Source organism: Nonomuraea sp. NPDC004702 (genome assembly GCF_053601695.1).
In genome coordinates this window covers 158,398-180,114 of record NZ_JBSGCE010000016.1, presented here as the reverse complement: position 1 = coordinate 180,114, position 21,717 = coordinate 158,398, and the positions used below count along the sequence as shown (strand labels likewise).

Genomic DNA, 21,717 nt, shown 5'->3' with positions numbered 1-21,717 from the left:
CCGGCCTTCGGCGACTCCTCCCGATAGGCCCGGAACGTCACCGGCGGCGTCCAAGAAATCCCAATCGCCGGGCTTATTTCGCTGAGATCACCTCACTGTGCCACTCTCCTGAGAGAGCGGCGCTGTTCTCTCACTCACCCCGCGGCCCTGTCCGCTTTCAGCATGTGCTGGAAGGGGATACTCGTGGTTTTCAGTACGGCCGGATCGTGCTGTGCCGCAGGCCATATCTGAAGGTAGTGGTCATCAACGGAGCAGCGCTCTTCGGCCATTCCTCGGACGTGATATCGCAGACGGTAGGTGCCGGGACCGGAAAGCAACGGGGAAAGGTCGTGCGCCTTTTCGTCGTCCCAATCCATGAGCCATCCGGCCAGGAATACCTCGCCCGACGGGGAGTCGAAACTGATCTCCACGATGTCCTCATAGCTGTCCAGGTCAGCGCCTGGATCCCGGTCGGCGACCGTCACGGTGAAGGGGATCAGCCCCCAAAGTGTGGCGATGTTCAGGCTGGCGAAGCCTCTTCCCCCCGTTGTAGCGAGGCCGACCGAGTGGGTCGATGAGTCATCTGGCTTGCCATTGGGCTCGTAGTCTCCCTCGTCCAGGAGATAGACCTGACCGCAGTCTGCGACCTCCACATCAATCCGCTTCGTGTGCGTGACAGGAGACTCTTGTCTGGTCATGGGCGCGAAGCGTAGAGTCCGGCACCGACAATCTCGGTCGGCCGGTGCCGGGCCCGTTTCTGCTGAGCCGCGGCGGATCGTCTCGCATAGCATCGTGAACATGGATGAGGCCAAGACCGTAAGGCTCCCGCACGGGCAGAACCTCAGGTGCGACACATGCCAGAGCGAGATCTTCGAGTCCCGTCAGTGGAAGCTGCAGACGACCGGAATGAGTTTCATGGGCCTGGACTGGGCCAACCGAGACGCGACCTGCTTCGTCTGTACCACTTGTCGGCGGATTCACTGGTTCCACCTGTAAGGGAACCGGCTGCCGGCACCCGGAGGTGATCATGGTGCGCGTCGCCGTGTCCGGGCACAGGGGCTTGCCGGGAGAGACTGCTGCCCTGGTTGATCAGGCGATACGTGAGGCTCTGGTGGAGTATCTTCCCGGCCTCAGTGGGCTGTCCTGTCTGGCGGACGGGGCCGATCAGATCTTCGCTCGTGCGGTACTCGATCTCGACGGTGTGCTGTAGATCTGTGTGTCCCGCCTGCTCGTCCCGCTTTCCGGCTGTTCGGCCGGGTTTGTGTGCGGGGGGCTGGTGAGAAACCGCATCCCCGGGAGGAAAGACGCCTGGTGGTAGGAGAAAGAACCACACCTCGTGTCGGACCGTGGATCGGATTCTTTGCCTTCCACCTGTCACTGTGCTCACGTCAGAGCACGTGCCGGGCCACCGGTGCGGCATCTTCTTCCCTGCGTGGAACAGGCAGGAGCCGTGAACCTAGAGGCGCAGATCCTTGAGGTGATGCTACGCGTCAAGGCGCTTGAGACGAGCACCCGCACCGCGGACGACCTCACCATGATCAGCATCGTTCTGATGATGACCGAACTCGCTGCCTTCCAGGCCGAGCTGAGACAGGACTACGAGGCCCTGGTGGACGAGATCACCGGACTGCGGCATCACATCAACGCCCATGACGTCGTTGCGCAGTGTGGTCTGCTGCGGGGTTGCAGCCTCCTGCGCCGCCCCGGCACTCGGCAACGGCCAGAGAGCAACTAGATGGTTGGTATCAAGCCTTAGCTGTGGCGAAGGTGCGATTCACGAGGGCGTTCATGCTCGATGAGAGAGCTGGGCGCCTTCGCGACCGCACCTCGGTATCGCAGGTCTCACTCCTGGGCATCGACGATCCCGCGAGCCGGAGTCGTCGTAACTCCGTGGACGTCGGCTGCTCGTACAGTCGATCATGGAGTGTGGTGCGGAATGCGGCGGGGCGGTTGTGGGCGGATCTGGCTCGGGTGCCTGTCACGTTTCCTGGGCGGGGAGAGGTCACGGTGGTCGTCTCCTCCGGGTCGTGGTTGTGCCCGCCCGGATGGACGGGGATCGTCGTGCTGGACGGCGGGGCGCTGGTCACGGTGCCTGACCCCGGGTTGGTCGAGCCGCTGTGTGACGCCCTGCGCGGCGCTCTCGTCGAGGACGGCGTCGACCTCTCGCGGCTGTCCGAGCGGCTGTCCGAGCAGATGTCCGAGCAGATGTCCGAGTGGGAGTCTGAGCGGGAGGCCGACCAGGTGGCCGGGTGGGTGGAGGTCCGCGAGGTCCTGGGGCCGGCGACGCTCGCGTACGTCGATGCCGAGGAGTTCGTTCCCAGCCATGCCGGGACGGATGTCGAACGGCTGGCGGTAGGGGACCGGGACGTCGGCGGGCTGCTGGCGGCGGCGAGCGAGCAGGATGCCGACGAGAGCGGGCTGGCGGAGGTCGGTTCGGCGGTCTGGGTGGTTCGTGCGGGCGGTGATGTGGTCGCCGCCGCCGGGTATCGGACGTGGTTGGACACGGCGGCGCATCTGTCCGTACTGACTGCCGAGGGGTTTCGGGGGCGGGGGCTGGCTCGGGCGGTGGCGTCGGCGGCGGTGGCCGACGCGCTCGGTGCGGGGTTGTTGCCGCAGTGGCGGGCGCGTCCGGAGGCGTCGCGGCGGGTGGCCCGAGCTCTCGGGTTCCGCGAGCTGGGGTCACAGGTGAGCCTTCGCGTAGAGCGGTGACCAGATCTCTGCGGAGCGGTGGCCGGGTCTCTGCGGAGCGGTGGCCGGGTCTCTGCGGAGCGGTGACCGTGTCTCTGGGGAGCGGTGACCGTATCTTTGGCGCGTGGGCAAAGTGTCGCCAGAGGTGTTCGAAGAAGTGTCGGTGCTTTGGGAAGAGCATCGGCACATTCCGTTTCCTGGGCTGGCTGATCGGGACCTGTTCGCGGATCTGGTCCTGGCGGACGACGGAGTCGCGGGCGTCATGTTCTGGTACGTCCGTAATGAGGGCAAGGCGCTCACCGACCAGCTGCGCGAGCGGCTCGTCAGCAGCGCCCGCGACCTGCGCTGGATCCGGCGGCGAGCGCGTGGCCGGGAGGCGAGGACGTACGTGGACCGGCTGCTGCGGATGGCCGACCTGATCCTCGGTGGCTCCCCGGCCGGATGAGGAGCCTGCCGGGCGCCCGGTCAGATCGCGTCGGTGAAGCGGGTGAGGAGGGTGCGGAGGGTGGCGCGTTCCTCAGGGGTGAAGGCGGCGGAGATGCGGCGTTCGATGATCACGGCTGCCTCGTCCGCCACCCGCAGCGCCTCGCGACCGGCGTCCGTGAGGTGGGTCTCCAGCATGGTGCGGTGCCACTGGTGGGGGGAACGCTCGATCAGGCCGTGTTCGAGCAGGTTCTTCAGTACGACGTTCATGGCCTGCGGCGTGACCAGGCATTCCCTGGCCAGGGCGGCGGCGGAGATGCCCGGGTTGGCATGGAGGGCGAGCAGGGCGGCGTACTGGGGCACGGTCAGTCCGGCGGTCCTGACCGCGGCATGCTTGGCCGCCATGAGTCGCTGCTCGGCGCGCTTGACGTCGAGGCCGAGCCGCTCCTCTGGGGGCATGTCCATGCCAGGAGCCTACAAGTCGGCACGGACTCAAAGCTCTTATGGTCATAAAAGCTTTGATAGTGTTCCGCGCATGTCTGTGATTCCGGAGAGCCATCTCGACCTGCTGACCCGTCCCCTGTACGTCCATCTGGCGACGTTGATGCCCGACGGCACCCCGCAGGTGACGCCCGTGTGGACCATCTGGGACGGCGAGTTCCTGCGCTTCACCACCACGAACGACCGGCAGAAGGGACGCAACGCCGCCGCCCGCCCGCACGTGGCGATCTCGGTCAACGATCCGGAGCAGCCGTACCGCTACCTGGAGGTGCGGGGCACGGTCGAGCGGGTCGAACCCGACCCCCAGGGCGACTTCTTCGACGTGCTGGCCAGGCGGTACGGCCTCGACTACGCACGGCCGGTCGGCGACGCCGAGCGCAGGGTGGTCATCGTGGTGCGGCCCACCCGCTGCACCAGCCAGTGACCGGACACCTCTAGGACGGCTGCCGGGGGCGGGGCTGGGCGCGCATGTGCATGCGTTCGCCCTGCCGTCCGAACAGGTTGAGCACCTCCACCGGATGATCGCCCGCGGGGCCGAACCAGTGGGGCAGGTGGGTGTCGAACTCGGCGGCCTCGCCGGGCCCCATGACCAGGTCGTGGTCGCCGACGATCAGGCGGACGCGCCCCGAGAGCACGTACATCCACTCGTAACCCTCGTGCGTGACGGGCTGCGGCTGGTTCTGGTCGGCGGGGATGACCGACTTCCACGCCTGCAGCGGGCCGGGCTGGGCGGTCAGGGGCAGCACGGTCCGGCCGTTGCGGACCACCGGCTTGAGCCGGACGCGCGGGTCGCCGACCTCCGGCGCGCCGACCAGCTCGTCCAGCGGCACCTGGTGCGCCTCCGCGATCGGCAGCAGCAGCTCCAGGCTGGGCCGGCGCTGCCCCGACTCCAGGCGGGAAAGCGTGCTCTTGGAGATGCCGGTGGCCTCGGCCAGGGCCGACAGGGTCACGCCGCGCTGGGTGCGGAGGTGTCTGAGCCGGGCGCCGACCTGGGCCAGCGTGGCGTCGATCCGCGATTGCTGCTCCATGAGCCCATTCCACCTCCGATTTCCCAGAAACGGCAACAGAAGTTGTCATCCCCGCGTGCCGGATCGCACCATCGGGGCCGGAGGTGATCGCCATGACTACGGCGATGAACAGCAAGGACACCGAGTACGACGTGGTGGTGGTCGGAGCGGGGGCGGCCGGACTGAGCGCGGCCCTGCTCCTCGGGCGCGCGCGCCGCAAGGTGGTCGTGGTCGACGCGGGCGCGCCGCGCAACGCCCCGGCCGCGCACATGCACGGCTTCCTGTCCCGCGACGGCCTGCCGCCCGCGACCCTGCTGGAGCTCGGCCGGGCCGAGATCGAGCGGTACGGCGTGCGGTTCGTCCGGGGTCGTGTGGAGGAGGTCGAACCGGGCTTCGCGGTGCGGCTGGAGGGCGGCCCGGTGCTCGGCGCCCGCCGCCTGCTGGTCGCCACCGGCCTGTACGACGAGCTGCCCGCCATCCCCGGCGTGCGGGAGCGGTGGGGCAAGGACGTCCTGCACTGCCCCTACTGCCACGGCCACGAGGTCGGCGACCAGCCGCTGGCGGTGCTCGGCACGCATCCGGGGGCGGTCCACCAGGCCCTGCTGCTGCGCCAGTGGAGCGACGACGTCGTCCTCCTCACCCACACGCTCGACCTGACGCCGGAGGACCGCGACCGGCTGGAGGCCCGCGGCGTGCGCATCGTCGAGGGTCCGATCGACCACCTCGTCGTCGAGGACGGACGGCTGCGCGGCGTCGAGCTCACCGACGGGCGGGTGCTGCCGCGCGCCGCCGTGCTCCTGTTCCCGCGCATGGTGCCGCAGGACCAGGTGCTCACCCGTCTGGGCTGCGACAAGGACGACGCCGGCTGGGTCGTCACCGACCGGACGGGACGGACCAGCGTGCCCGGGGTCTGGGCGGCGGGCAACGTCGTCGACCCGCGCGCGCAGGTCGTCACGGCGGCGGGGATGGGGTCGGCCGCCGCGTCCGCCGTCAACGCCGACCTGGTGGACGAAGAGGTGCGGGACGCCGTCGAGCGGCGCCGCGCGACGTCCGCCCTGGCTCGTTAGCCCCCCACGCACGCAAGGAGACTTCGTCATGCCCGCGCATGTTCCCGGCTCGGTGCGCAGCGTCACCGAGCAGAACTTCACCGAACGCGTCCTCCAGGCTGAACGTCCGGTCCTGATCCAGTTCTGGGCGGCCTGGTGCCGTCCGTGCCAGATGGTCACCCCGATCGTGGAGAGCCTGGCGGCCGACCGCGCGGGAGAGGTGGACGTCGTCCGGGCCGACCTGGACGACCAGCCCGGCCTGGCCGCCCGGCACGGCATCACCGCCGTCCCCGCCTTCGTGGTGTACGCCGGCGGCCGGCCCGCCGGTTCCTGGATGGGAGCCGCTCCCCGGCACGTCCTGGACGAATACCTCGCCTCGGCCCTGCACGCGGCGGGGGCGGACCGATGAGCGCCACGGCCACCGGACGGGCGGCGGTCGCCCGCGGCAGGTTACCGCTGGGGGTCTACCTGCTGTCCTTCAGCCTGTTCTCGATGGGCAGCGCGGAGTTCCTGCTCGCCGGTGTGCTGCCGGCGGTCGCCGCGGACCTGCGGATCACGCTGGCCTCCGCCGGCGGGCTGATCTCGGCGTTCGCGGCGGGGGTCGTGATCGGCGGGCCGCCGCTGGCCGTCATGACCCTCCGCTGGCCGCGCCGGACGACGCTGGTGGTCGCCCAGGCGGCCTTCGCCGCCTGCGTGGCGATCGGCATCCTCACCGACAGCCATCCGGTGCTGCTGGTCACGCGCTTTCTCGCCGGTCTGGCGTACGCGGGGTTCTGGGCGGTGGCGGCGGTCACCGCGATCGGGCTGGTCCCGGCGGACCGCACCGCCCGCGCGTCCGGGGTGGTGGTCAGCGGGCTGAGCCTGGCGATGATCGCGGGCGGGCCGGCCGGGGCGATGATCAGCTACTTCACCGGGTGGCGTGGCGGGTTCTGGGCCGTGACCGCGCTCACCGTCGCCGGCGCCGTCCTGACGCTCGTGGCGCTGCCCGCCACCGGCGGGCACGGGCAGGCGAGCGTCCGCGGCGAGCTGCGCACGATGCGCCGGCTGCAGCTGTGGATCGTGTACGCCGTCACCCTGCTGAGCACCGCGGCCTACATGATCTCCTACAACTACCTGGCGGCGTTCCTGACGCAGGTCACGGGCGTGCCCGGGGTCTGGGTGCCGGTGATCCTGACGCTGTTCGGCGTGGGGGCCTTCGCCGGGCTGTCGGTCGGGGGCCGCATCGCCGACCGGCTGCCCACCCACGCCCTGCTGGCGGGGGTGCTCGGGATCGCGGCCTGCTCCGTGCTGCTGGCCGTGCTCGGGCGGCACGTCGCGGCCGTCGTGCCGCTGGTGCTGCTGCTCGGCGTCGCCGGGTTCGTGCTGAACCCGGCCATTTACGGGCGGGTGTTCGCCATCGCGTCGGGGGCGCCGGCGCTCGCCGGGGCCACCACGGTCTCGGCCTTCCAGCTGGGCATCAGCCTGGTGCCGGTGCCGGCCGCCGTCGTGCTGGACGCGGGGGCGGGGGTCGCCGCCGTCCCGTGGATCGGCGCGGGGCTGGCCGCGCTCACGGTCGTCCCCGTCCTGCTGGACCGGTTGTCGTCGCGCCGGGCGGGCTAGCAGACGCCGGGCAGGCCGCAGACCTTGGCGGCCATCTTCCTGGCGTTCTTGGTGAGCCGGCCGGGGTCGTAGTCGCCCTCGTCGGTCCGGTAGATGATCAATGCGCTGCCCCGGCGCGCGACGACCCCCGTGACCGTCTGGTCCACGTTGCCGTCCTGCCGGGTCCGGTAGCCCAGGCCCATGGCCTCGTCCCCCGCCTTCACGGTGGTCGTCCGCCACTGGATCTTGATCGAGGGCATCGACGGGTCACCCTTGCGCGCGCACCGCCCGGCCTCGGCGCGCAGCCCGGCGAGCGCGGCACGGGCGGCCCGCGGGCTCTTGTAGAGGACGAGCTGCTCGGCCGAGTTGCTGGGCGCGCTGCTCCAGTAGGTGATCGTGCGGGCGGCAGTGCGACCCCGGTCGACGGCCTGCCGATGCCCGCACGGGTTCAGCTCGAAGGGCGCGGTGAGGCTGTCGATGATCTTGTATCCCTGCTCGGCGGCGTCGTCCGAGCTCAGCGGCACGCGCGCCTCGCGCTCGGTGAGCAGGAAGTTCTTCGGAATCTCGGTCACGGCCGCCGGGGACAGGGCCAGCAGCAGGGAGAGCGTCACGCCGATCATGAACAGTTGGATGCCGCCGCAGGCGACTTCGTTCGCCGAAAGGGTCATGTAATCGGGCGTAAGTGCGAATACGCGGATGAATGTTTATTGGAGCGATGATTGCCGGGATTCGACTTTCCGGCCTCGCGTCCTCATCTGTGTGTGTGCGATTATCGCACTATGAAGGAGCCGGGAGAGTGGCTGGACATCGGCGAGCGCGTACGCGAGTGCCGCATGGCCGCTGACATGTCCCAGGAGGAGCTGGCCTCGGAGCTGAAGCTCGACCGGACGATGATCGCGAAGATCGAGAGAGGCGTCCGCCGGGTCGACGCGCTCGAACTGGCCAGATTGTCGGCGGTTCTCGGGGTTCCCTTGAGCTATTTCCTCGATCCGACGCCACTGGTGGTGTCCCGGCGCGCGGAGTTGGCCGACGACACGGTGACCGACGCGTCACGGCAGTCGCATCGATTGGAGGTGGCGCTCTCCACGTGGCTGGCCGACATTCGGCAGCTTGTGGGCCTGGGAGTGTTCAGTCCTCCCGAAACAAGGCGCTGCCCGGAGCCGGTTCAGGATATTGCGGCTGCCCGCCGTGCGGCCCTGTGGGTGCGAGAGCGCCTGGGGCACAGGGCCGAACCCATCGATTCGCTCATGAGCGTGTGCGAACGGCTCGGGCAGTTGGTCGCGGTCGTCGAAGTGCCAGGTGAAGGCGCGTCACTGATCGAGGGCGACGTGGCCGTGGCGGTCGTCAGCAAGCACGGCGATCCCGGCCGCCGGCGCGCGACCGCGGCCCATGAGCTGGGGCATCTGATCGTCGGAGACGAATACTCGACCGACATCGGCGTCCACGCCTCCCGTGACGACAGAGAAGCGATCATTGACGCGTTCGCCGCCGAACTTCTGCTTCCGGTCGAAGCGTTCCGCGCGGCGGCCCGTACGGACGGGGGGGCGAGGCGTGAGGATCTGGTGGTTCTCGCGGCCCGGTTCAGGGCGTCCTGGTCTTTGACCGTACGGCAGGCGGTGGAGGCCGGAGCCGTCACCAGAGGCGTCGCCAAAGAGATGCGCCGGAGGAACCCCACCCGGGCGGAGCTGATGGAAGCGGTCGGTTGGGCGCCGCAGCCCGACCTGGAAACGGTGCGAGTGCCCCCGAGCTTCGCGCATGCTGTGCTGGAGGCGTTCAAGAGATCGCTCATCACGGAGTCCCGTGCGGTCGAGCTCATGCGCGGCCAGATCGTGGCAGGCGACCTGCCGGTGCGCGAGGACACGGATTGCGAGCTGTGAGCGACCCTGGCCCGGAGCCCGTCCTGGTGTTCGACGCGATGTGCCTGAACCATTTCGCCCGCGCCGAGCGCCTCGACGTGTTGCGCGATCTCCTGGCCGGCACCGCGTGCCTGACCACCCATGTCGTCCGGGAAGAGATCCGCGCGGGCATGGAGGAGCATCCCCTCCTTCGGACGGTGCTGGACGCCGACTGGCTGGGGCTGGCGCGGCTCGACTCGCTGGAGGAGCTCAGGTGCTTCATGAAGTGGGCGCAGCGGATCGGGTCTGCTGAGCGCAACCTCGGCGAGGCCAGCGTCTTCTCCGCGGCGGAGCTGGCCCGGGGCATCGCCGTCACGGACGATCGCGAGGCCGTGACCGTGGGGAGGGCGCACGGCCTGGACGTGCACGGCACCTTGTGGCTGCTCGCCCGCGCCACCCAGGACGGCAAGCTCAACGAGGTCGCCGCGGGGAACCTCGTGGACGCTCTGATCGCGACGGGAATGCGCCTGCCCTGCAGCGGCTCGACCTTCGGGTCCTACATCCGACGTAACGGCCGGGCCTGACCTCTCTGGCGGCGCCAAGTCGTAAGAGGCCTGTCGCCGGGCTGTGGCGCGGATCACAGGGACGTCGTGTCACGGATGGGGCGGGGTCTTGCATCACGTGGTCAGACGCACCGTAGGAAAGGGCACGGCGATGACCACACAGCGCGAGAACGGCAAGGCTCCGCACCACGTCCTGGTGCTGGGGGCGGGGTACGCGGGGATGGCGGCGGCGATTCAGCTCGCGGCGCGGACCAAGGGGCGGGCGGACGTCCGGGTGACCCTGGTCAATCCGCAGGAGCGGTTCACCGAGCGGTTGCGGATGCACGTCGTGGCGAGCGGGCAGCAGGTCGCCGAGATGCGCATCCCTGAGCTGCTGGAGGGCACCGGGGCCCGGTTCGTGCGCGGCTGGGTGACCGCCGTGGACGTGCGGGCCAGGAGCGTGCGGATCGACGACGACCAGGTCCTGCACTACGACACCCTCGTGTACGGGCTGGGCAGCGTGGCCGACACGGTGACGGTGCCGGGGGTGGAGGAGCACGCGTACACGCTGGACAGCGTGCCGGACGCCGAGGCGCTGGCCGCCCGGCTGGGCCGCCTGGGCAGGGGCATGGTGGCCGTCTGCGGCAGCGGGCTGACCGGCGTCGAGTCGGCCGCCGAGATCGCCGAGCGCCACCCCGAGCTGGACGTCGTGCTGCTCGGCAGGCAGGAGCCCGGCGCGGCCATGGCGGCCGGGCCGAGGGAGTACGTCAGGAAGGCGCTGGCCCGGCTGGGCGTCCGGGTGCGCAGCGGCGTCGAGGTCACGAAGGTGCTGCCCGGGTCGGTCGAGGTGGTGTGCGGGCCGGACGCGGAGAGCGTCGCCGCCGACGTCGTGCTGTGGACGAGCGGCACGCGGGTCTCGCCGCTGGCGGCGGCCGCCGGGCTCACCGTGGACGACCGCGGCCGGATCGTCACCGACGCCTTCCTGCGCTCGGTCTCGCACCCGGACGTGTACGCCCTCGGCGACGCCGCCGCGATCCGCCAGGGTTACGGCGTCATGCACGGCACCTGCCAGAGCGGCATGCCGACCGGCGTGCACGCCGCGGTGTCGATCCTGCGCGCCCTGGACGGCCGGCGGCTCAAGCCGTTCCGCTTCGGCTACTACCACACCCCGGTGAGCCTCGGCCGCAACGACGGGGTCGTGCAGTTCACCCACCCCGACGACAGCCCGCGCAGGGTGTATCTCACCGGTCGCACGGCCGCACGGTATAAGGAGACGGTGACCGCAGCACCCTGGCCGACGTACCTCCGCATGAAGAAGATGCCGGTCTCCGGCGCTCTCTGGCCGCGTGGCGGCCGGTTCACCCGGATCGGCGCCGGGCGATGAGCCGCGCGTACCCGGAGCAGGACCAGCAGGTCTTCGACGAGCATCGCAAGCTGCTGTTCTCGGTGGCCTACCGCGTGCTCGGCTCGGCGGCCGACGCCGAGGACGCGGTCCAGGACGCCTGGATCAGGTGGTCGGCCGACGACCGTTCGCAGGTGGCCGACCCGAAGGCGTACCTGGCGCGGATCGTGTCGAACGTGGCCCTGCAGCGGCTGCGGTCCACGCAGTACCAGCGCGAGACGTACGTGGGGCCGTGGTTGCCGGAGCCGATCCTGACCAGCGGCGACACCGCCGACGACGTCGCGGGCGCCGATTCGGTCTCGACGGCGATGCTGGTGGTCCTGGAGACCCTGAGCCCGCTCGAACGCGCGGTGTTCGTGCTCAAGGAGGTCTTCGGGTTCAGCCACGCCGAGATCGCCGAGGCGGTGGAGCGTTCCGAGGCGGCGGTGCGCCAGGTCGCGCATCGGGCGCGGGAGCACGTACAGGCCCGGCGGCCGCGCTTCACGGCGGACCGGACGCGGCAGCGGGACGTCACGCGGCGCTTCCTGGCCGCCGCGACCGGCGGCGACATCAACACGCTCATGGAACTGCTGTCCCCTGACGTCACCCTGTGGACCGACGGGGGCGGGAAGGTGCGCCAGGCGCTGCGTCCGGTCGTCGGCGCGAAGACGGTGGCCGCGTGGTTCGCCGCGATCGGCACGGTCTCCTACCAGGGCGTCGAGCCGGGCGACATGCGGGCCGAGCTCGCCGAGATCAACGGCGGCCCCGGCGTGGTGTTCAGCGGTCAGGGCCGGGTCGTCGCCACCGTGACCTTCGACTTCGACGCCGACGGGCACATCACCGCCGTCCACAACGTCGCCAATCCCGACAAGCTGGGGGCGATCGCGGCCGGGACCGCCCGCGACCTCACGCCTTGACAACCGTCGCTGACCTGGACGGTGGCGACGACCTGACATGTCGGTTGTCCGCCATGACCTAGTCATGGTGTGTACGTCCCTTTCTGGCGAAACTTTGTTCTGCCGGTTGCGCAACCCCCCAACCGGTAGAAAGAGAGCCACCGCCATGCCATTCAGTCGTAGAGCGGCGCTGCTCAGCGCCGCCCTCGCCGCCACGCTCGTCGCGGCCGGCACCGGAAGCGCCCACGGTGACGCGACGGCCCCCGCCGCCGGAGTCACCGGCGTCCCGGCGTCGTCGGTCTCCACCGCGCGGGTCACCCTCATCACCGGGGACGAGGTCACCGTGGCCAGCCAGGCCGGCCGTCCCGTCTCGGTCACCGTCACCCCCGGCGAACGGTCGGCCGGCGCCCTGCGCACCTACACGGTCGGCGGCGACGTGTACGTGCTGCCGAACGAGGCCGCGCCGCTGGTCGCCTCGGGCCAGGTGGACAAGCGGCTGTTCAACGTCACCCAGCTCATCGCCCAGGGGTACGACGACGCCCACAGCGAGTCGATCCCGACCATCGTGCGGTACTCCGGCAAGGGCCTGGCCAAGGCCGCTCCGCCCGACGGCGGGCGGGTCACCCGGTCCCTGCCCGGCATCCGGGGAGCGGCCGTCGCCGCGGACAAGAAGCGCGGCGGCGCGTTCTGGGAGGCCGTGGACGACGACACCGCCAAGGCGGGCACGCCCAAGGCCCGGCTCTCCGGCGGCATCGAGAAGCTCTGGCTGGACGGCAAGGTCAAGACGCTGCTCGACAAGAGCGTGCCGCAGATCGGCGCCCCCGAGGCATGGGCCGCCGGTTACGACGGGACCGGCGTCAAGGTCGCCGTCCTGGACACCGGCGTGGACGCCGAGCACCCTGACCTGGCCGACCGGATCGCCGAGAGCCGCAGCTTCGTCCCCGGCGAGACGGCGAAGGACGGCCACGGACACGGCACGCACGTCGCCTCCACGATCGCGGGCAGCGGCGCGGGCTCGGGCGGCAAGTACAAGGGCGTGGCGCCCGGCGCCCGGCTGATCGTGGGCAAGGTGCTGGCCGACGAGGGCGCCGGCATGGAGTCGTGGATCCTCGACGGGATGACCTGGGCGGCGCGCTCGGGCGCGAAGGTCGTCTCGATGAGCCTGGGCGGCCAGGAGGGCGCCGACGGCACCGACCCGATGGCCGTGGCGGTCAACGAGCTGACCGCCGAGACGGGCGTGCTGTTCACCATCGCCGCGGGCAACAGCGGCCCGGGGGCGACCACGGTGGGCTCGCCCGGCGTGGCCGAGGCGGCGCTCACCGTCGGCGCGGTCGACTCGGCCGACGCGATCACCAGCTTCTCCAGCCGCGGTCCCCGCGGCGGCGACGGGGCGCTCAAGCCGGAGATCACCGCTCCCGGCTTCAAGATCGTGGCAGCCCGCGCCGCGGGCACCTCGATGGGCACGCCCGTGGACGGCACGTACACCACGGCGAGCGGCACGTCGATGGCCACGCCGCACGTGGCCGGCGCCGCCGCCATCCTCGCGCAGCGGCACCCCGACTGGACCGCGGCGAGGCTGAAGAACCAGCTCGTCAGCACGGCGCGGACGACGGCCGGCACCCCCGTGCACAGCCAGGGCGCCGGCCGCGTGGACGTGAGCCGCGCCGTACGCCAGCCCGTCTCGGGCTCCGGCGTGATCGACTTCAGGCTCGCCGACTGGGACGCCGGAGAGCCGGCCACCAAGCAGATCGAGTACGTCAACGACGGCGACCAGCCCGTCACCCTGACGCTCGCCGCCAAGGGCGCGGGCGAGGACCTGCCGGCCGCGGCGCTGACTTTGGGCGTCCAGACGGTGACCGTGCCGGCGCACGGCACCGCGTCGGCGGCCGTCACCGTCGACACCTCGGCCGTGCCGGCGGGGGCGCACGGCGCGCACGTCACCGCGACCACCGCCGACGGCCAGACGGTCGTGACCACAGCCGTCGGCTTCGTCCGGGACGTGGAGCGCTTCGACGTCACCCTCAAGGTGCTCGACCGGGACGGCAGGCCGACCACCGGCGCCGCCGTCGTGCACGACATCAACCTCGACAGGCTGGCCCTTCCGGACAGCTACCTGATCGGCGCGGACGGCACCGCCAAGGTCCGGCTGCCCCGGGGCGAGCACGCCTTCATGGCGGAGATCTTCCACTACGCCGCCGACGGGAACCGGGTCTGGGAGTACACCTACGGCGCCGAGCCGGGCGCGGTCATCGACTCCGACCGGACCATCACCTTCGACGGCGCCAAGGCCGGTCCGGTCACCATGGACACCCCGAAGCCGAACCAGACGGACAGGATCCGGCTCGGCCTGTCGGTCCAGAGCGCGGCCGGCACCAGCGCCTACGGCCTCGAACAGTGGATGAACGGCGAGACGAAGGTGTACTCCGTCCCGTCCCAGGGCACGAGCAGCCGTTTCGAGTCCCGGGTCGCCTGGTCGCTCACCGCGCCGGAGCTGAAGGCCCAGGTCCTCGGCGCCGGGGCGGAGCCGATCGAGCCGGCCTACTTCCGGGGCCGGGCGGGCTCCGCGCGCATCGACGGCGTCCAGGTCCTGCGGGCCGCGGACGCCGGGAGCGGGCGTCCCGAGGACTACGCGGGGCAGCCGGTCCGGGGACGGCTCGCGCTGGTCAAGCGCAGCGCCGAGCTCACGCCGCAGCAGCAGGTCGACAACGCGGCCGCCGCGGGAGCGGGCGCGGTCATCATCTACAACGACAAGCCCGACAACTGGGGCGCCGACAACTGGAGCACGTCGCCGACCAGGATCCCGGCGATGACGCTCGCGGGTGAGCAGGGCGCCCGGCTGGCCGCGGCGGCGGCCAAGGGCAGGCTCCAGGTCCGGCTCTCGGGCACGGCGGTGAGCCCGTACGCCTACGAGCTGGTCAAGTACCGCAACGGCGGCGTCCCGGCGGACCAGCGGTACAAGGTGCGCGACGGCGAGCTGGCCACCGTGCAGTCGTCGTTCCACGCCTCGGCGCCGGCCACGGAGGCCGGGTACGCCCGGTCGCTGGTCTCGCCGATGCAGGGCACGGCCTACGCGGTCTTCACCCGGCTGATCGCGCCGCGGCCGCTCACCGAGTACGTCACGGCCGACCTGCGGACCTTCGAGTCGATGCAGGTCGGCTCGGTCTGGGAGGGCGGCCAGGCGTGGCAGCAGACCGCGCCGTCCGTGCTCAAGGCCGGTCAGCGGGTGTCGCGCGACTGGAACAAGGCGGTGGTCCGCACGGCGCTGCCGGCCGCGGTGGACAAGTCGGCGGTCCGCGAGGGCGCGATCGGCGTGGTCTTCGCGGGCGGGCTGTTCGACACCGCGCCCGGCCAGACGTACCTGTTCCGCGCCTCCGCCGACAAGGAGCAGTCGACGGTCTACCGCGACGGCGAGCTGCTGGGCTCCGCGCCGTCGGCGGCCGTCGCCTTCCCGGTGGTGCCCGAACGCGCCCAGTACCGCGTGGTGACCGACGTGCAGCGGAACGCACCTTTCTGGACGACCTCCACCAAGGTGCGCACCGACTGGACGTTCCACTCGCAGCAGGTGGCCGCCCAGGACCTGCTGCCGGTCCTGTCGATCGACTACGACCTCGACGTGGACGAGACCAACAGCGCCCACGCGAACGCCCCCACCCGCGTCGGCCTCGGCCTGCGCTACCCGAAGGGCCTGGCGGGGCCGCGCATCACCCGGGCCGCCCTGTGGACCTCCGCCGACGACGGCGCCACCTGGCAGCCGGTACGGCTCGCCGGGGCCGGTGAGCGGGCCTTCACCGGCACGATCAGGAACCCGGCCGAGCCCGGCGGGTTCGTGTCGCTGCGCGTGCAGGCCACCGACGCCGACGGCGGCACCGTCGAGCAGATCGTGACCCGCGCGTACCAGCTACGCCGATAGTTCCAGGTGAGGGGCGTCCCCGGCGGGGGCGCCCCTCACGGCGGGATCATGCCGGACCGGGCCGCGTACCAGGCGAGCTGCATGCGGCTGTCGGTCCCGGCCAGCTTCATCAGCCGCCGGATCCGGCGCTGGACGGTGCGCTCGCTGGTGCCGAGCCGGCTGGCGACCGTCTTATCCGGCATCCCGGACAGCAGGTACGTCATCAGCGTGACATCGGTGTCGTCCCAGGCCGCGACCCCTTCGGTCACGCTCGTGGCGGTGAGCCGCAGCGGGGTCGCCGCCTGCCACACCCGCTCGAACAACTCCACCAGAAGATGGACCAGGGACTGCCCCCTGACCAGGAGGAAGCCCGGCTCCACGCTCGTCTGGTCGGGCAGGACGGGCAGGAGCACGACCTCCCGGTCCACGATGATCATCTTGCTGGGCAGCTCGGCGGCGATCCTGATCTCGTAGCCGCCCTTCAGGAACCTGGCGATCTCGGCCGGGGCCCTGGGGTCGTCCAGCGCGGCGCGTTCGTACACGTAGCGGTAGGTGGCCAGGGCGTTGGTGGAGTCGTCGAGGTTGACGTCGAGCACGTACGGGGGCCGGAAGAAGGCCAGCACCTCCCGGCGGGCGCCGCGTTCCAGGTTGCCGAGCCAGGTGGCGAGCTGTTCCGGCGTGGTGAGCGCCTCGATCTCGCCCGCGGGCGAGGCCGCGCCCGTGCGGTAGACCTCCACCAGCTCGGCCAGCCTGCCCTGCACCTGCTGCAACGCGGCCTGGCGCTCGGCGATCAGCGTGCCGAGGCCCACGTCGGGGGGCACGGCCATGTACAACCCGGTGTTGTCGCGGCTGGCCAGGCCGAGCGCGACGAGCCGCGTCACGGCCGCCGTCACGGCCGTCACCGGCAGGTCCAGCGCCTCGCCCACGTCGGGGATCGTCACCCGGCGGCGGCGCAGGAGCTCCAGGTAGACGACCTCCTCCTCGTCGCTGAAGCCCAGCCTATCCAGCATCTTTCATCACTTTCCGGCTGCCTGGCAGCATCACGGTCGCTCGTACGCGGGCGCGGCCAGCTCCCAGAGACCGACGGGCCGCAGGGCGCGCGCGGCGGCGAGCAGCTGCTTCTCACGCACGGTCCCGCTGGAGAGCCGCACCAGGGTGTTCTCGTAGGCGGTGAACACGGTGCCGCTATGGTCGTCCCTCAGGATCCACAGGTCCGGCGCCGCCTCCACGCAGGTCATGTCCTCCTGGAGATCCACTGCGTCGTCACAGGCCTGCTCCGGGGACATGGTCTCCGGCAGGACCTCGACCAGGACGGTGGCGGTGGCGCGTTCGTACCACAGGGAGAGCCCCGGGCCGACGACCTTCACCTCGGCCAGCCGGAAACCCGGCAGGTCGGGCACGACGTTCGTGGTGTCCCGGGCCGCCATGCCCTGCGCCTGGGCGGCGAGCGCGATCACGTCCTGGTTCGACCAGGCCGCCAGGAACAGGGACGCGGCCACGCCGACCGCCGAGACGCGCAGCGGCGTGGCGAGCGGCAGGGCGAGGCCCGCTCCGACGGCGTAGCCGCAGGCTCCGGCGGCCATGGTGATCAGGCCGACCCGCCAGGAGCCGAATCCGACGAGGACGGAGAAGGGCGCGGTCGTGGTCAGGCCGACGTACAGCGCGACCAGGGCGAACTGCCCCAGCAGCGCCACGAGCCACCAGTTCCGCAACATGGCGTACCAGGACAGCAACATCCCGGCCGGAAGGGTCGCGAACAACATCAGCAGCAGGTTGCCCGCGGCGTCGTCAGGGCCGTGGAAGGCGATGACGGCCTGCGCCAGGCCCACGACGGCCCCCACGAGGGCCGCCCGGATCAACGCGTTCATGCCCGATCATGGACGATCTTCGCCCATTCCTGTCAAGAGGCGGCATCCGTCCGCTTTCGCTGCGAGAACCAGCGCCAGGACGGCGGCAGCAGCAGCAGGACGACGACGGGCAGCGGCCCGAGGACGTTCGCGACGAGCAGCCGCACCGGGTCGAGGCCGCCGGAGTCCATCAGTCGCAGCACCACGTAATCGGTGACGACGAGCACCTCCACGCCGACGAGCGCCCAGTGCACCCACGTCGCGCGGCTGCCGAACCGGCTCATCAGCCAGCCGGTCAGCCCGAGGATCGCCGCCTCCCACGCGACCAGCAGGAGCGGGCCGGGTGCGAGGACGGACAACGCCGCGGCGCCCAGGGAGACAACTGCCACCAGCCCGAACGCCACCTGGAGCGTCATGAGAAACCTGGCGGCCCGTACGACGAAGGGCATCGGCTCGGTCCGCACGGTCACCGTCATGGGACAAATCATGACGGATCGGCCCCCGCCGGGACAGGGGAACCCCGCGTGAATCCCGTCTTTCGATCAGGGGACGATCGTCCGTCCCGGGAGCCCTCAATTGGACAGGGGCATGCGCGCAACGGATATTGGACGGGAATGGAGGATCTATTACATGGATGCGCGTCTGGACCATCTCGTTCTCTGGGTCTCCGACCAGCTTGCCGCCCTGCGTTTCTACGAGCAGGTGGTGGGCCTGCCAGGGGTCCGGGGAGAGGAGTTCCGCGAGGGCAAAGCGGGGTTCCCGAGCGTACGGATCGCCGAGGAGACGATCATCGACCTGATGGCGCAGGACGTGTCGAAGGGCGTGGAGGAGGGCACGGGGGTGACGGGCAGCGCCGGGCACCAGATCAACCACTTCTGCCTGTCGGTGAGCAGGGAGGACTTCGAGGCGCTCAAAGTGCGGCTGAAGGACCACGGGGTCGAGGTCACCGGCACCGGCTCCAACTCCTTCGGCGCCCAGGGCATCGCCCCCGAGACCATCTTCTTCCCCGACCTGGACCGCAACGTCATCGAGGTCCGCTACTACCGCTGAGCCGGCGGGAGTTGTCGGTCGGGTTTGGTAGACAGGTCGGCATGGGTGTGAGCGTCGACGAGTTCCTCGATCTGGTGCGCGGGCTGCCGGAGGTGACCGAGCATCCCAGCGCGGAGTGGGTCGGTTTCAAGGTCCACGGCAAGGGCTTCGGCTACCTGTGGGAGAAGACCGAGACCGTCGGGGTCAAGGCCACGATCGAGGAGCAGCTCGCGCTGGTGGCCGAGCGGCCCGAGGTGTTCGAGGTGCAGTTCACCGCCGGGCGCTTCGGGTGGGTCGTCGTCCACCTCAGCAAGATCGACATCGACGAGCTGTTCGAGCTGATGGCCGAGGCGTGGTGCCTGACCGCGCCCCGGCCGCTGGTCAGCGCGTTCGAGGCGGAGCACCAGATCGCGCCCTCGTGAGCCGGCGGTAGTCTCGGGCAGCGTGACCCCCGTCGACATCCGGCTTCGCGAGTGGCGCGAGGACGACGCCCCGGCCGTGCTGCGCGCGTTCCGTACGCCCGATCTGCGCCGCCAGTCGTCCTTCCCCGTCGTCACGCTCAAGGACGCGGTGGGCTGGATCACGTCCTGGACGGGCGTCGGGCACGCGTTCGCGGTGACCGTCGAGGGCGGCGCGGTGGTCGGCAACGTGGCCGTGGCCGGGATCGACGCCCACGACAACGGGTGGGTGTCCTACTGGGTCCTGCCCGCGCACCGGGGGCTCGGGATCGCGACCGCGGCCACCGAGGCGCTGGCCCGGTGGGCGTTCGGCGAGCGCGGGCTCTTCCGGCTGGAGCTGGGGCACCGCACCGACAACCCCGCGTCGTGCCGGGTGGCGACCAAGGCGGGGTTCCGGGCGGAGGGCATCGAGCGCGGCAAGCTCCGCCACGAGGGCGTGCGCCTCGACGTCGAGCGCCACGCCCGCCTCGCCACCGACTGACCCGCCCGGCCTGCTCCCGCCGCGCAGGGCCCGGGGGCGACGCTCGCATCGGGGAGGGGCTTGGTGACCGGCTGATCCCCCTGCGGAGGGCCCGGCGGCCGGAGGGCCCGTGAGGGCCGGGTGATCGGGTGCGCTGGTCACGTGGTGGCGGGGTGAACTACCCTTTTTCGGGTGGACAGCGAGAGCCGGGCCGCGGCCGGGCTGCTGGCGGCCCTGAGCAGGGCGGCCGAGATCCTCGCCGGCTTACGCCACCCCTTCGTGCGCAGCCGTCCCTTCTCCTGTTTCGTCCCGCCCTCGGGGGTGCGCACCGGCGCGGACTTCGTCCTCCCCGACGGCCGCGAGGTGCGCTTCGAGGTGTCCCTCATCGTCTCCGGCGACGCCTTCCACGTGGCGGGCGGGATCACCGCGGAGGGCGAGCCGCTGCTGGAACTGCCGCGCCGGAGCCTGCCGAACGTGCACGACGCGCTCGCCGTCCTGGACGACTACGCGGGCGACGTCGCCGCCCCCGCTGACCGCATGCTGGACGGCCTGCTGGACGAAATTGTCTAATTGTCTGACAATGGCGGCATGAAGAACGGACCTCTCGCCGTCGTGGGCGCCTCCGCGCTCTGGGGCACCGCAGGCACCGCGGGGCTGCTGGTCTCGGCCGACTCGGTGGCCCTGGCCGCGGCTCGGCTGGTCATCGGCGGCGCCGCGCTCGGCCTGCTCGCGCGGGCCGGCGTCCGGCGGGCGTTCCGGCCGGTGCTGGTGCCGGCGGCCCTGGCGGTGGCGGCGTACCAGCTGTGCTTCTTCGCGGCGGTCGGCCGCACGGGCGTGGCCGTCGGCACGGTGGTCGCGATCGGCAGCGGGCCCGTGTTCACGGGCCTGCTGTCCTGGGTGCTGCACGGCCGGCGGCCGAGCGGGCGGTGGGCGCTGGCGACCACGGCGGCGGTCTGCGGGTGCGCGGCGCTGATCGGCGGCGGCGGCGCGCAGGCGGGCGGGCAGATGGTGTCGGGGGTGCTGTTCGCGCTGCTCGGCGGCCTGCTCTACGCCTTCTACGCGGTCTCCGCGGCCAGGGCCATCGAGAAGGGGGCCGAGTCGGACGCCGTGATGGGCGTGCTGTTCGGCGGCGCCGCCCTGGTCATGCTGCCGGTGCTGCTGGTCAACGGCGTCGGCTGGCTGGGGGAGCCGCGCGGGCTGCTCGCCGTGCTCTACCTGGGCCTCGGCACCACCGCGCTGTCCTACATCCTGTACGGGCGCGGCCTGCGCACCACGCCGGTCGCCACGGCCTCGACGCTGGCGCTGGCCGAGCCGGCCGTCGCCGCGTTGCTGGGCCTGCTGGTGCTGGGCGAGCGGCTGGCCCCGCTGTCGATCGCCGGGCTGGTGATGCTGGTGCTCGGGCTGGTGGCGGTGGCCGTGCCGGAACGCGGCGGAGCCCGGGGCAGGGGTCGGGGCGGGGAGCAGGGCAGCGAGCAGGGCAGGGAAACGGCACTAGCATCACAGCCGTGATGTTGCCCCTCAAACCCGTCTCCACGGTCGGCGCGCTCGCCGACGCCCTGCGCACCCGCGTGCTCTCCGGCGAGATCGCGCCGGGCACGCCGCTGCCCGAGCAGGAGATCGCCGCGTCGTACGGCGTGGCCAGGCCGACCGTGCGCGAGGCGCTGGCCGGCCTGGTGCACGAGGGACTGCTCAGACGGGAGCGCAACCGCAGCGCTTATGTCCCCGAGGTGACGATCTCGGACCTTCAGGACCTCATGTACGTGCGCCGCCCCCTGGAGGACCTGATGGCCCAGGCCGTGGCCGGCCGCCGGGTGCCCGACGCCGAGGCCGCGCTGCTCAGGTGGGCGGAGCTGCCGGCCGACGCGCCGTGGTCGGCGACCGTGGCCGAGCACATGGCCCTGCACGAGGCGCTGATCGAGGCGGCCGGCAGCCGCCGGCTCGTACGTCTCTACGCCACGCTCGCCGCCGAGACCAGGCTCGGCATGGTGCGCCTGCGCCAGGTCTACCGCGACCGGGACGTCCTGATCCGCGAGCACCGCGAGCTGCTCGACGCCATCGCGGCGGGCCCGGTGGAGGCGGCGCGGGCGGCCGTCGCGGCGCATCTCAGCCACAACTGGGGCAGTCCCGAGCTTCCTTGAACGGGTGGCTCATGTGCGTC

The 21,717-nt window shown here is 71.4% G+C and carries 26 protein-coding genes; 19 read left to right on the top strand and 7 right to left on the bottom strand.

All coding sequences use genetic code 11. The annotated features are described in order from the left end of the window. Positions 1-134 precede the first annotated feature (134 nt). On the bottom strand, positions 135-677 hold the full coding sequence (locus tag ACWEJ6_RS21990) for a hypothetical protein (protein WP_452425791.1): 543 nt from the start codon (positions 675-677) through the stop codon (positions 135-137). Between the two features lie 329 nt (positions 678-1,006). Between ACWEJ6_RS21990 and ACWEJ6_RS21985 the strand changes: the two genes are divergently transcribed. From ACWEJ6_RS21985 to ACWEJ6_RS21970, 4 genes are all read left to right on the top strand, one after another. Next, positions 1,007-1,189, top strand: a complete 183-nt coding sequence (locus ACWEJ6_RS21985; protein ID WP_452425789.1) for a hypothetical protein — start codon at positions 1,007-1,009, stop codon at positions 1,187-1,189. A 222-nt stretch (positions 1,190-1,411) separates the two neighbouring features. Continuing rightward, a complete protein-coding gene (locus tag ACWEJ6_RS21980; protein ID WP_452425787.1) occupies positions 1,412-1,714 on the top strand; it encodes a hypothetical protein in 303 nt (100 codons plus the stop codon). A gap of 272 nt (positions 1,715-1,986) precedes the next feature. After that, positions 1,987-2,688, top strand: a complete 702-nt coding sequence (locus tag ACWEJ6_RS21975) for a GNAT family N-acetyltransferase (RefSeq protein ID WP_452425785.1) — start codon at positions 1,987-1,989, stop codon at positions 2,686-2,688. Between the two features lie 103 nt (positions 2,689-2,791). After that, positions 2,792-3,112, top strand: a complete 321-nt coding sequence (locus tag ACWEJ6_RS21970; protein ID WP_387678121.1) for a hypothetical protein — start codon at positions 2,792-2,794, stop codon at positions 3,110-3,112. Positions 3,113-3,132: 20 nt separating this feature from the next. Here ACWEJ6_RS21970 and ACWEJ6_RS21965 read toward each other — a convergent pair whose 3' ends face one another. Beyond that, on the bottom strand, positions 3,133-3,555 hold the full coding sequence (locus ACWEJ6_RS21965) for a MarR family winged helix-turn-helix transcriptional regulator (protein WP_452425783.1): 423 nt from the start codon (positions 3,553-3,555) through the stop codon (positions 3,133-3,135). A gap of 70 nt (positions 3,556-3,625) precedes the next feature. On the opposite strand from ACWEJ6_RS21965, the gene ACWEJ6_RS21960 reads away from it, so the two are divergent. After that, positions 3,626-4,015 carry a PPOX class F420-dependent oxidoreductase gene (locus ACWEJ6_RS21960; protein ID WP_387678127.1) on the top strand — a complete coding sequence of 130 codons (390 nt, stop codon included), beginning with the start codon at positions 3,626-3,628 and terminating at the stop codon, positions 4,013-4,015. 10 nt (positions 4,016-4,025) lie between these two features. Here the strand turns inward: ACWEJ6_RS21960 and ACWEJ6_RS21955 are convergent, their stop codons facing one another. Further along, a complete protein-coding gene (locus tag ACWEJ6_RS21955) occupies positions 4,026-4,619 on the bottom strand; it encodes a helix-turn-helix domain-containing protein (protein WP_397154544.1) in 594 nt (197 codons plus the stop codon). A gap of 92 nt (positions 4,620-4,711) precedes the next feature. Here ACWEJ6_RS21955 and ACWEJ6_RS21950 point away from each other — a divergent pair, with 92 nt between their 5' ends. From ACWEJ6_RS21950 to ACWEJ6_RS21940, 3 genes are read left to right on the top strand one after another with little or no spacing between them, the layout of a single operon-like run. Then, positions 4,712-5,665: an NAD(P)/FAD-dependent oxidoreductase gene (locus ACWEJ6_RS21950; RefSeq protein WP_452425781.1), complete on the top strand. Its 954-nt coding sequence runs from the start codon at positions 4,712-4,714 to the stop codon at positions 5,663-5,665. 28 nt (positions 5,666-5,693) lie between these two features. Next, positions 5,694-6,053 carry a thioredoxin family protein gene (locus ACWEJ6_RS21945; protein WP_452425779.1) on the top strand — a complete coding sequence of 120 codons (360 nt, stop codon included), beginning with the start codon at positions 5,694-5,696 and terminating at the stop codon, positions 6,051-6,053. Continuing rightward, complete coding sequence (locus ACWEJ6_RS21940) at positions 6,050-7,243, top strand: MFS transporter (RefSeq protein ID WP_452425777.1); 1,194 nt, start codon at positions 6,050-6,052, stop codon at positions 7,241-7,243. The genes ACWEJ6_RS21945 and ACWEJ6_RS21940 overlap by 4 nt, the downstream gene beginning before the upstream one ends. Here the strand turns inward: ACWEJ6_RS21940 and ACWEJ6_RS21935 are convergent. After that, entirely contained in the window at positions 7,240-7,890 is a 651-nt protein-coding gene (locus ACWEJ6_RS21935) for a hypothetical protein (protein WP_452425775.1), read from the bottom strand. The two genes, ACWEJ6_RS21940 and ACWEJ6_RS21935, sit on opposite strands and share 4 nt — an antisense overlap. A 111-nt stretch (positions 7,891-8,001) precedes the next feature. On the opposite strand from ACWEJ6_RS21935, the gene ACWEJ6_RS21930 reads away from it, so the two are divergent. The 5 genes from ACWEJ6_RS21930 to ACWEJ6_RS21910 all read left to right on the top strand — a co-directional run bounded on the left by ACWEJ6_RS21930 (position 8,002) and on the right by ACWEJ6_RS21910 (position 15,786). After that, a complete protein-coding gene (locus ACWEJ6_RS21930; RefSeq protein WP_452425773.1) occupies positions 8,002-9,099 on the top strand; it encodes a helix-turn-helix domain-containing protein in 1,098 nt (365 codons plus the stop codon). Further along, the gene (locus ACWEJ6_RS21925) at positions 9,096-9,641 is read left to right on the top strand and encodes a DUF3368 domain-containing protein (RefSeq protein WP_387678147.1); all 546 of its coding nucleotides are present in this window, start codon (positions 9,096-9,098) and stop codon (positions 9,639-9,641) included. Before ACWEJ6_RS21930 ends, ACWEJ6_RS21925 begins: the two co-directional genes overlap by 4 nt. Before the next feature lie 130 nt (positions 9,642-9,771). Further along, complete coding sequence (locus ACWEJ6_RS21920; RefSeq protein WP_452425770.1) at positions 9,772-10,983, top strand: NAD(P)/FAD-dependent oxidoreductase; 1,212 nt, start codon at positions 9,772-9,774, stop codon at positions 10,981-10,983. After that, positions 10,980-11,897 (top strand): RNA polymerase sigma-70 factor, encoded by a 918-nt coding sequence (locus ACWEJ6_RS21915; RefSeq protein ID WP_352364769.1) that lies wholly within the window; start codon positions 10,980-10,982, stop codon positions 11,895-11,897. Before ACWEJ6_RS21920 ends, ACWEJ6_RS21915 begins: the two co-directional genes overlap by 4 nt. Positions 11,898-12,042: 145 nt before the next feature. After that, positions 12,043-15,786: a S8 family serine peptidase gene (locus ACWEJ6_RS21910; RefSeq protein WP_452425768.1), complete on the top strand. Its 3,744-nt coding sequence runs from the start codon at positions 12,043-12,045 to the stop codon at positions 15,784-15,786. Positions 15,787-15,821: 35 nt separating this feature from the next. Here ACWEJ6_RS21910 and ACWEJ6_RS21905 read toward each other — a convergent pair whose 3' ends face one another. From ACWEJ6_RS21905 to ACWEJ6_RS21895, 3 genes are read right to left on the bottom strand one after another with little or no spacing between them, the layout of a single operon-like run. Beyond that, positions 15,822-16,775, bottom strand: coding sequence for a helix-turn-helix domain-containing protein (locus ACWEJ6_RS21905; RefSeq protein ID WP_397154528.1), 954 nt, complete (start codon positions 16,773-16,775; stop codon positions 15,822-15,824). A gap of 30 nt (positions 16,776-16,805) precedes the next feature. Beyond that, entirely contained in the window at positions 16,806-17,633 is an 828-nt protein-coding gene (locus tag ACWEJ6_RS21900; RefSeq protein ID WP_452425766.1) for a hypothetical protein, read from the bottom strand. A gap of 32 nt (positions 17,634-17,665) precedes the next feature. Beyond that, the gene (locus ACWEJ6_RS21895; protein WP_452425764.1) at positions 17,666-18,088 is read right to left on the bottom strand and encodes a hypothetical protein; all 423 of its coding nucleotides are present in this window, start codon (positions 18,086-18,088) and stop codon (positions 17,666-17,668) included. 154 nt (positions 18,089-18,242) lie between these two features. Here ACWEJ6_RS21895 and ACWEJ6_RS21890 point away from each other — a divergent pair, with 154 nt between their 5' ends. From ACWEJ6_RS21890 to ACWEJ6_RS21865, 6 genes are all read left to right on the top strand, one after another. Next, on the top strand, positions 18,243-18,662 hold the full coding sequence (locus ACWEJ6_RS21890; protein ID WP_452425762.1) for a VOC family protein: 420 nt from the start codon (positions 18,243-18,245) through the stop codon (positions 18,660-18,662). A 41-nt stretch (positions 18,663-18,703) separates the two neighbouring features. Then, positions 18,704-19,063: an MmcQ/YjbR family DNA-binding protein gene (locus tag ACWEJ6_RS21885; protein WP_452425760.1), complete on the top strand. Its 360-nt coding sequence runs from the start codon at positions 18,704-18,706 to the stop codon at positions 19,061-19,063. Between the two features lie 22 nt (positions 19,064-19,085). Then, the gene (locus ACWEJ6_RS21880; RefSeq protein ID WP_387678168.1) at positions 19,086-19,580 is read left to right on the top strand and encodes a GNAT family N-acetyltransferase; all 495 of its coding nucleotides are present in this window, start codon (positions 19,086-19,088) and stop codon (positions 19,578-19,580) included. 171 nt (positions 19,581-19,751) lie between these two features. After that, a complete protein-coding gene (locus tag ACWEJ6_RS21875) occupies positions 19,752-20,129 on the top strand; it encodes a hypothetical protein (RefSeq protein ID WP_452425758.1) in 378 nt (125 codons plus the stop codon). Positions 20,130-20,147: 18 nt separating this feature from the next. Then, the gene (locus ACWEJ6_RS21870; protein WP_452425756.1) at positions 20,148-21,068 is read left to right on the top strand and encodes a DMT family transporter; all 921 of its coding nucleotides are present in this window, start codon (positions 20,148-20,150) and stop codon (positions 21,066-21,068) included. Further along, positions 21,068-21,697, top strand: a complete 630-nt coding sequence (locus ACWEJ6_RS21865; RefSeq protein WP_452425794.1) for a GntR family transcriptional regulator — start codon at positions 21,068-21,070, stop codon at positions 21,695-21,697. The genes ACWEJ6_RS21870 and ACWEJ6_RS21865 overlap by 1 nt, the downstream gene beginning before the upstream one ends. The last annotated feature ends 20 nt before the right edge of the window (positions 21,698-21,717 follow it).

What these genes read in the sequence shown, in the direction of transcription:
- ACWEJ6_RS21965 (WP_452425783.1), bottom strand. Translation starts at nt 3,555, where the DNA reads ATGGACATGCCCCCAGAGGAGCGGCTCGGCCTCGACGTCAAGCGCGCC.
- ACWEJ6_RS21885 (WP_452425760.1), top strand. Translation starts at nt 18,704, where the DNA reads ATGGGTGTGAGCGTCGACGAGTTCCTCGATCTGGTGCGCGGGCTGCCG.
- ACWEJ6_RS21935 (WP_452425775.1), bottom strand. Translation starts at nt 7,890, where the DNA reads ATGACCCTTTCGGCGAACGAAGTCGCCTGCGGCGGCATCCAACTGTTC.
- ACWEJ6_RS21910 (WP_452425768.1), top strand. Translation starts at nt 12,043, where the DNA reads ATGCCATTCAGTCGTAGAGCGGCGCTGCTCAGCGCCGCCCTCGCCGCC.
- ACWEJ6_RS21950 (WP_452425781.1), top strand. Translation starts at nt 4,712, where the DNA reads ATGACTACGGCGATGAACAGCAAGGACACCGAGTACGACGTGGTGGTG.
- ACWEJ6_RS21960 (WP_387678127.1), top strand. Translation starts at nt 3,626, where the DNA reads ATGTCTGTGATTCCGGAGAGCCATCTCGACCTGCTGACCCGTCCCCTG.
- ACWEJ6_RS21905 (WP_397154528.1), bottom strand. Translation starts at nt 16,775, where the DNA reads ATGCTGGATAGGCTGGGCTTCAGCGACGAGGAGGAGGTCGTCTACCTG.
- ACWEJ6_RS21890 (WP_452425762.1), top strand. Translation starts at nt 18,243, where the DNA reads ATGGATGCGCGTCTGGACCATCTCGTTCTCTGGGTCTCCGACCAGCTT.
- ACWEJ6_RS21985 (WP_452425789.1), top strand. Translation starts at nt 1,007, where the DNA reads ATGGTGCGCGTCGCCGTGTCCGGGCACAGGGGCTTGCCGGGAGAGACT.
- ACWEJ6_RS21870 (WP_452425756.1), top strand. Translation starts at nt 20,148, where the DNA reads ATGAAGAACGGACCTCTCGCCGTCGTGGGCGCCTCCGCGCTCTGGGGC.
- ACWEJ6_RS21945 (WP_452425779.1), top strand. Translation starts at nt 5,694, where the DNA reads ATGCCCGCGCATGTTCCCGGCTCGGTGCGCAGCGTCACCGAGCAGAAC.
- ACWEJ6_RS21930 (WP_452425773.1), top strand. Translation starts at nt 8,002, where the DNA reads ATGAAGGAGCCGGGAGAGTGGCTGGACATCGGCGAGCGCGTACGCGAG.
- ACWEJ6_RS21920 (WP_452425770.1), top strand. Translation starts at nt 9,772, where the DNA reads ATGACCACACAGCGCGAGAACGGCAAGGCTCCGCACCACGTCCTGGTG.
- ACWEJ6_RS21940 (WP_452425777.1), top strand. Translation starts at nt 6,050, where the DNA reads ATGAGCGCCACGGCCACCGGACGGGCGGCGGTCGCCCGCGGCAGGTTA.
- ACWEJ6_RS21900 (WP_452425766.1), bottom strand. Translation starts at nt 17,633, where the DNA reads ATGAACGCGTTGATCCGGGCGGCCCTCGTGGGGGCCGTCGTGGGCCTG.
- ACWEJ6_RS21865 (WP_452425794.1), top strand. Translation starts at nt 21,068, where the DNA reads ATGTTGCCCCTCAAACCCGTCTCCACGGTCGGCGCGCTCGCCGACGCC.
- ACWEJ6_RS21915 (WP_352364769.1), top strand. Translation starts at nt 10,980, where the DNA reads ATGAGCCGCGCGTACCCGGAGCAGGACCAGCAGGTCTTCGACGAGCAT.
- ACWEJ6_RS21895 (WP_452425764.1), bottom strand. Translation starts at nt 18,088, where the DNA reads ATGACGGTGACCGTGCGGACCGAGCCGATGCCCTTCGTCGTACGGGCC.
- ACWEJ6_RS21990 (WP_452425791.1), bottom strand. Translation starts at nt 677, where the DNA reads ATGACCAGACAAGAGTCTCCTGTCACGCACACGAAGCGGATTGATGTG.
- ACWEJ6_RS21955 (WP_397154544.1), bottom strand. Translation starts at nt 4,619, where the DNA reads ATGGAGCAGCAATCGCGGATCGACGCCACGCTGGCCCAGGTCGGCGCC.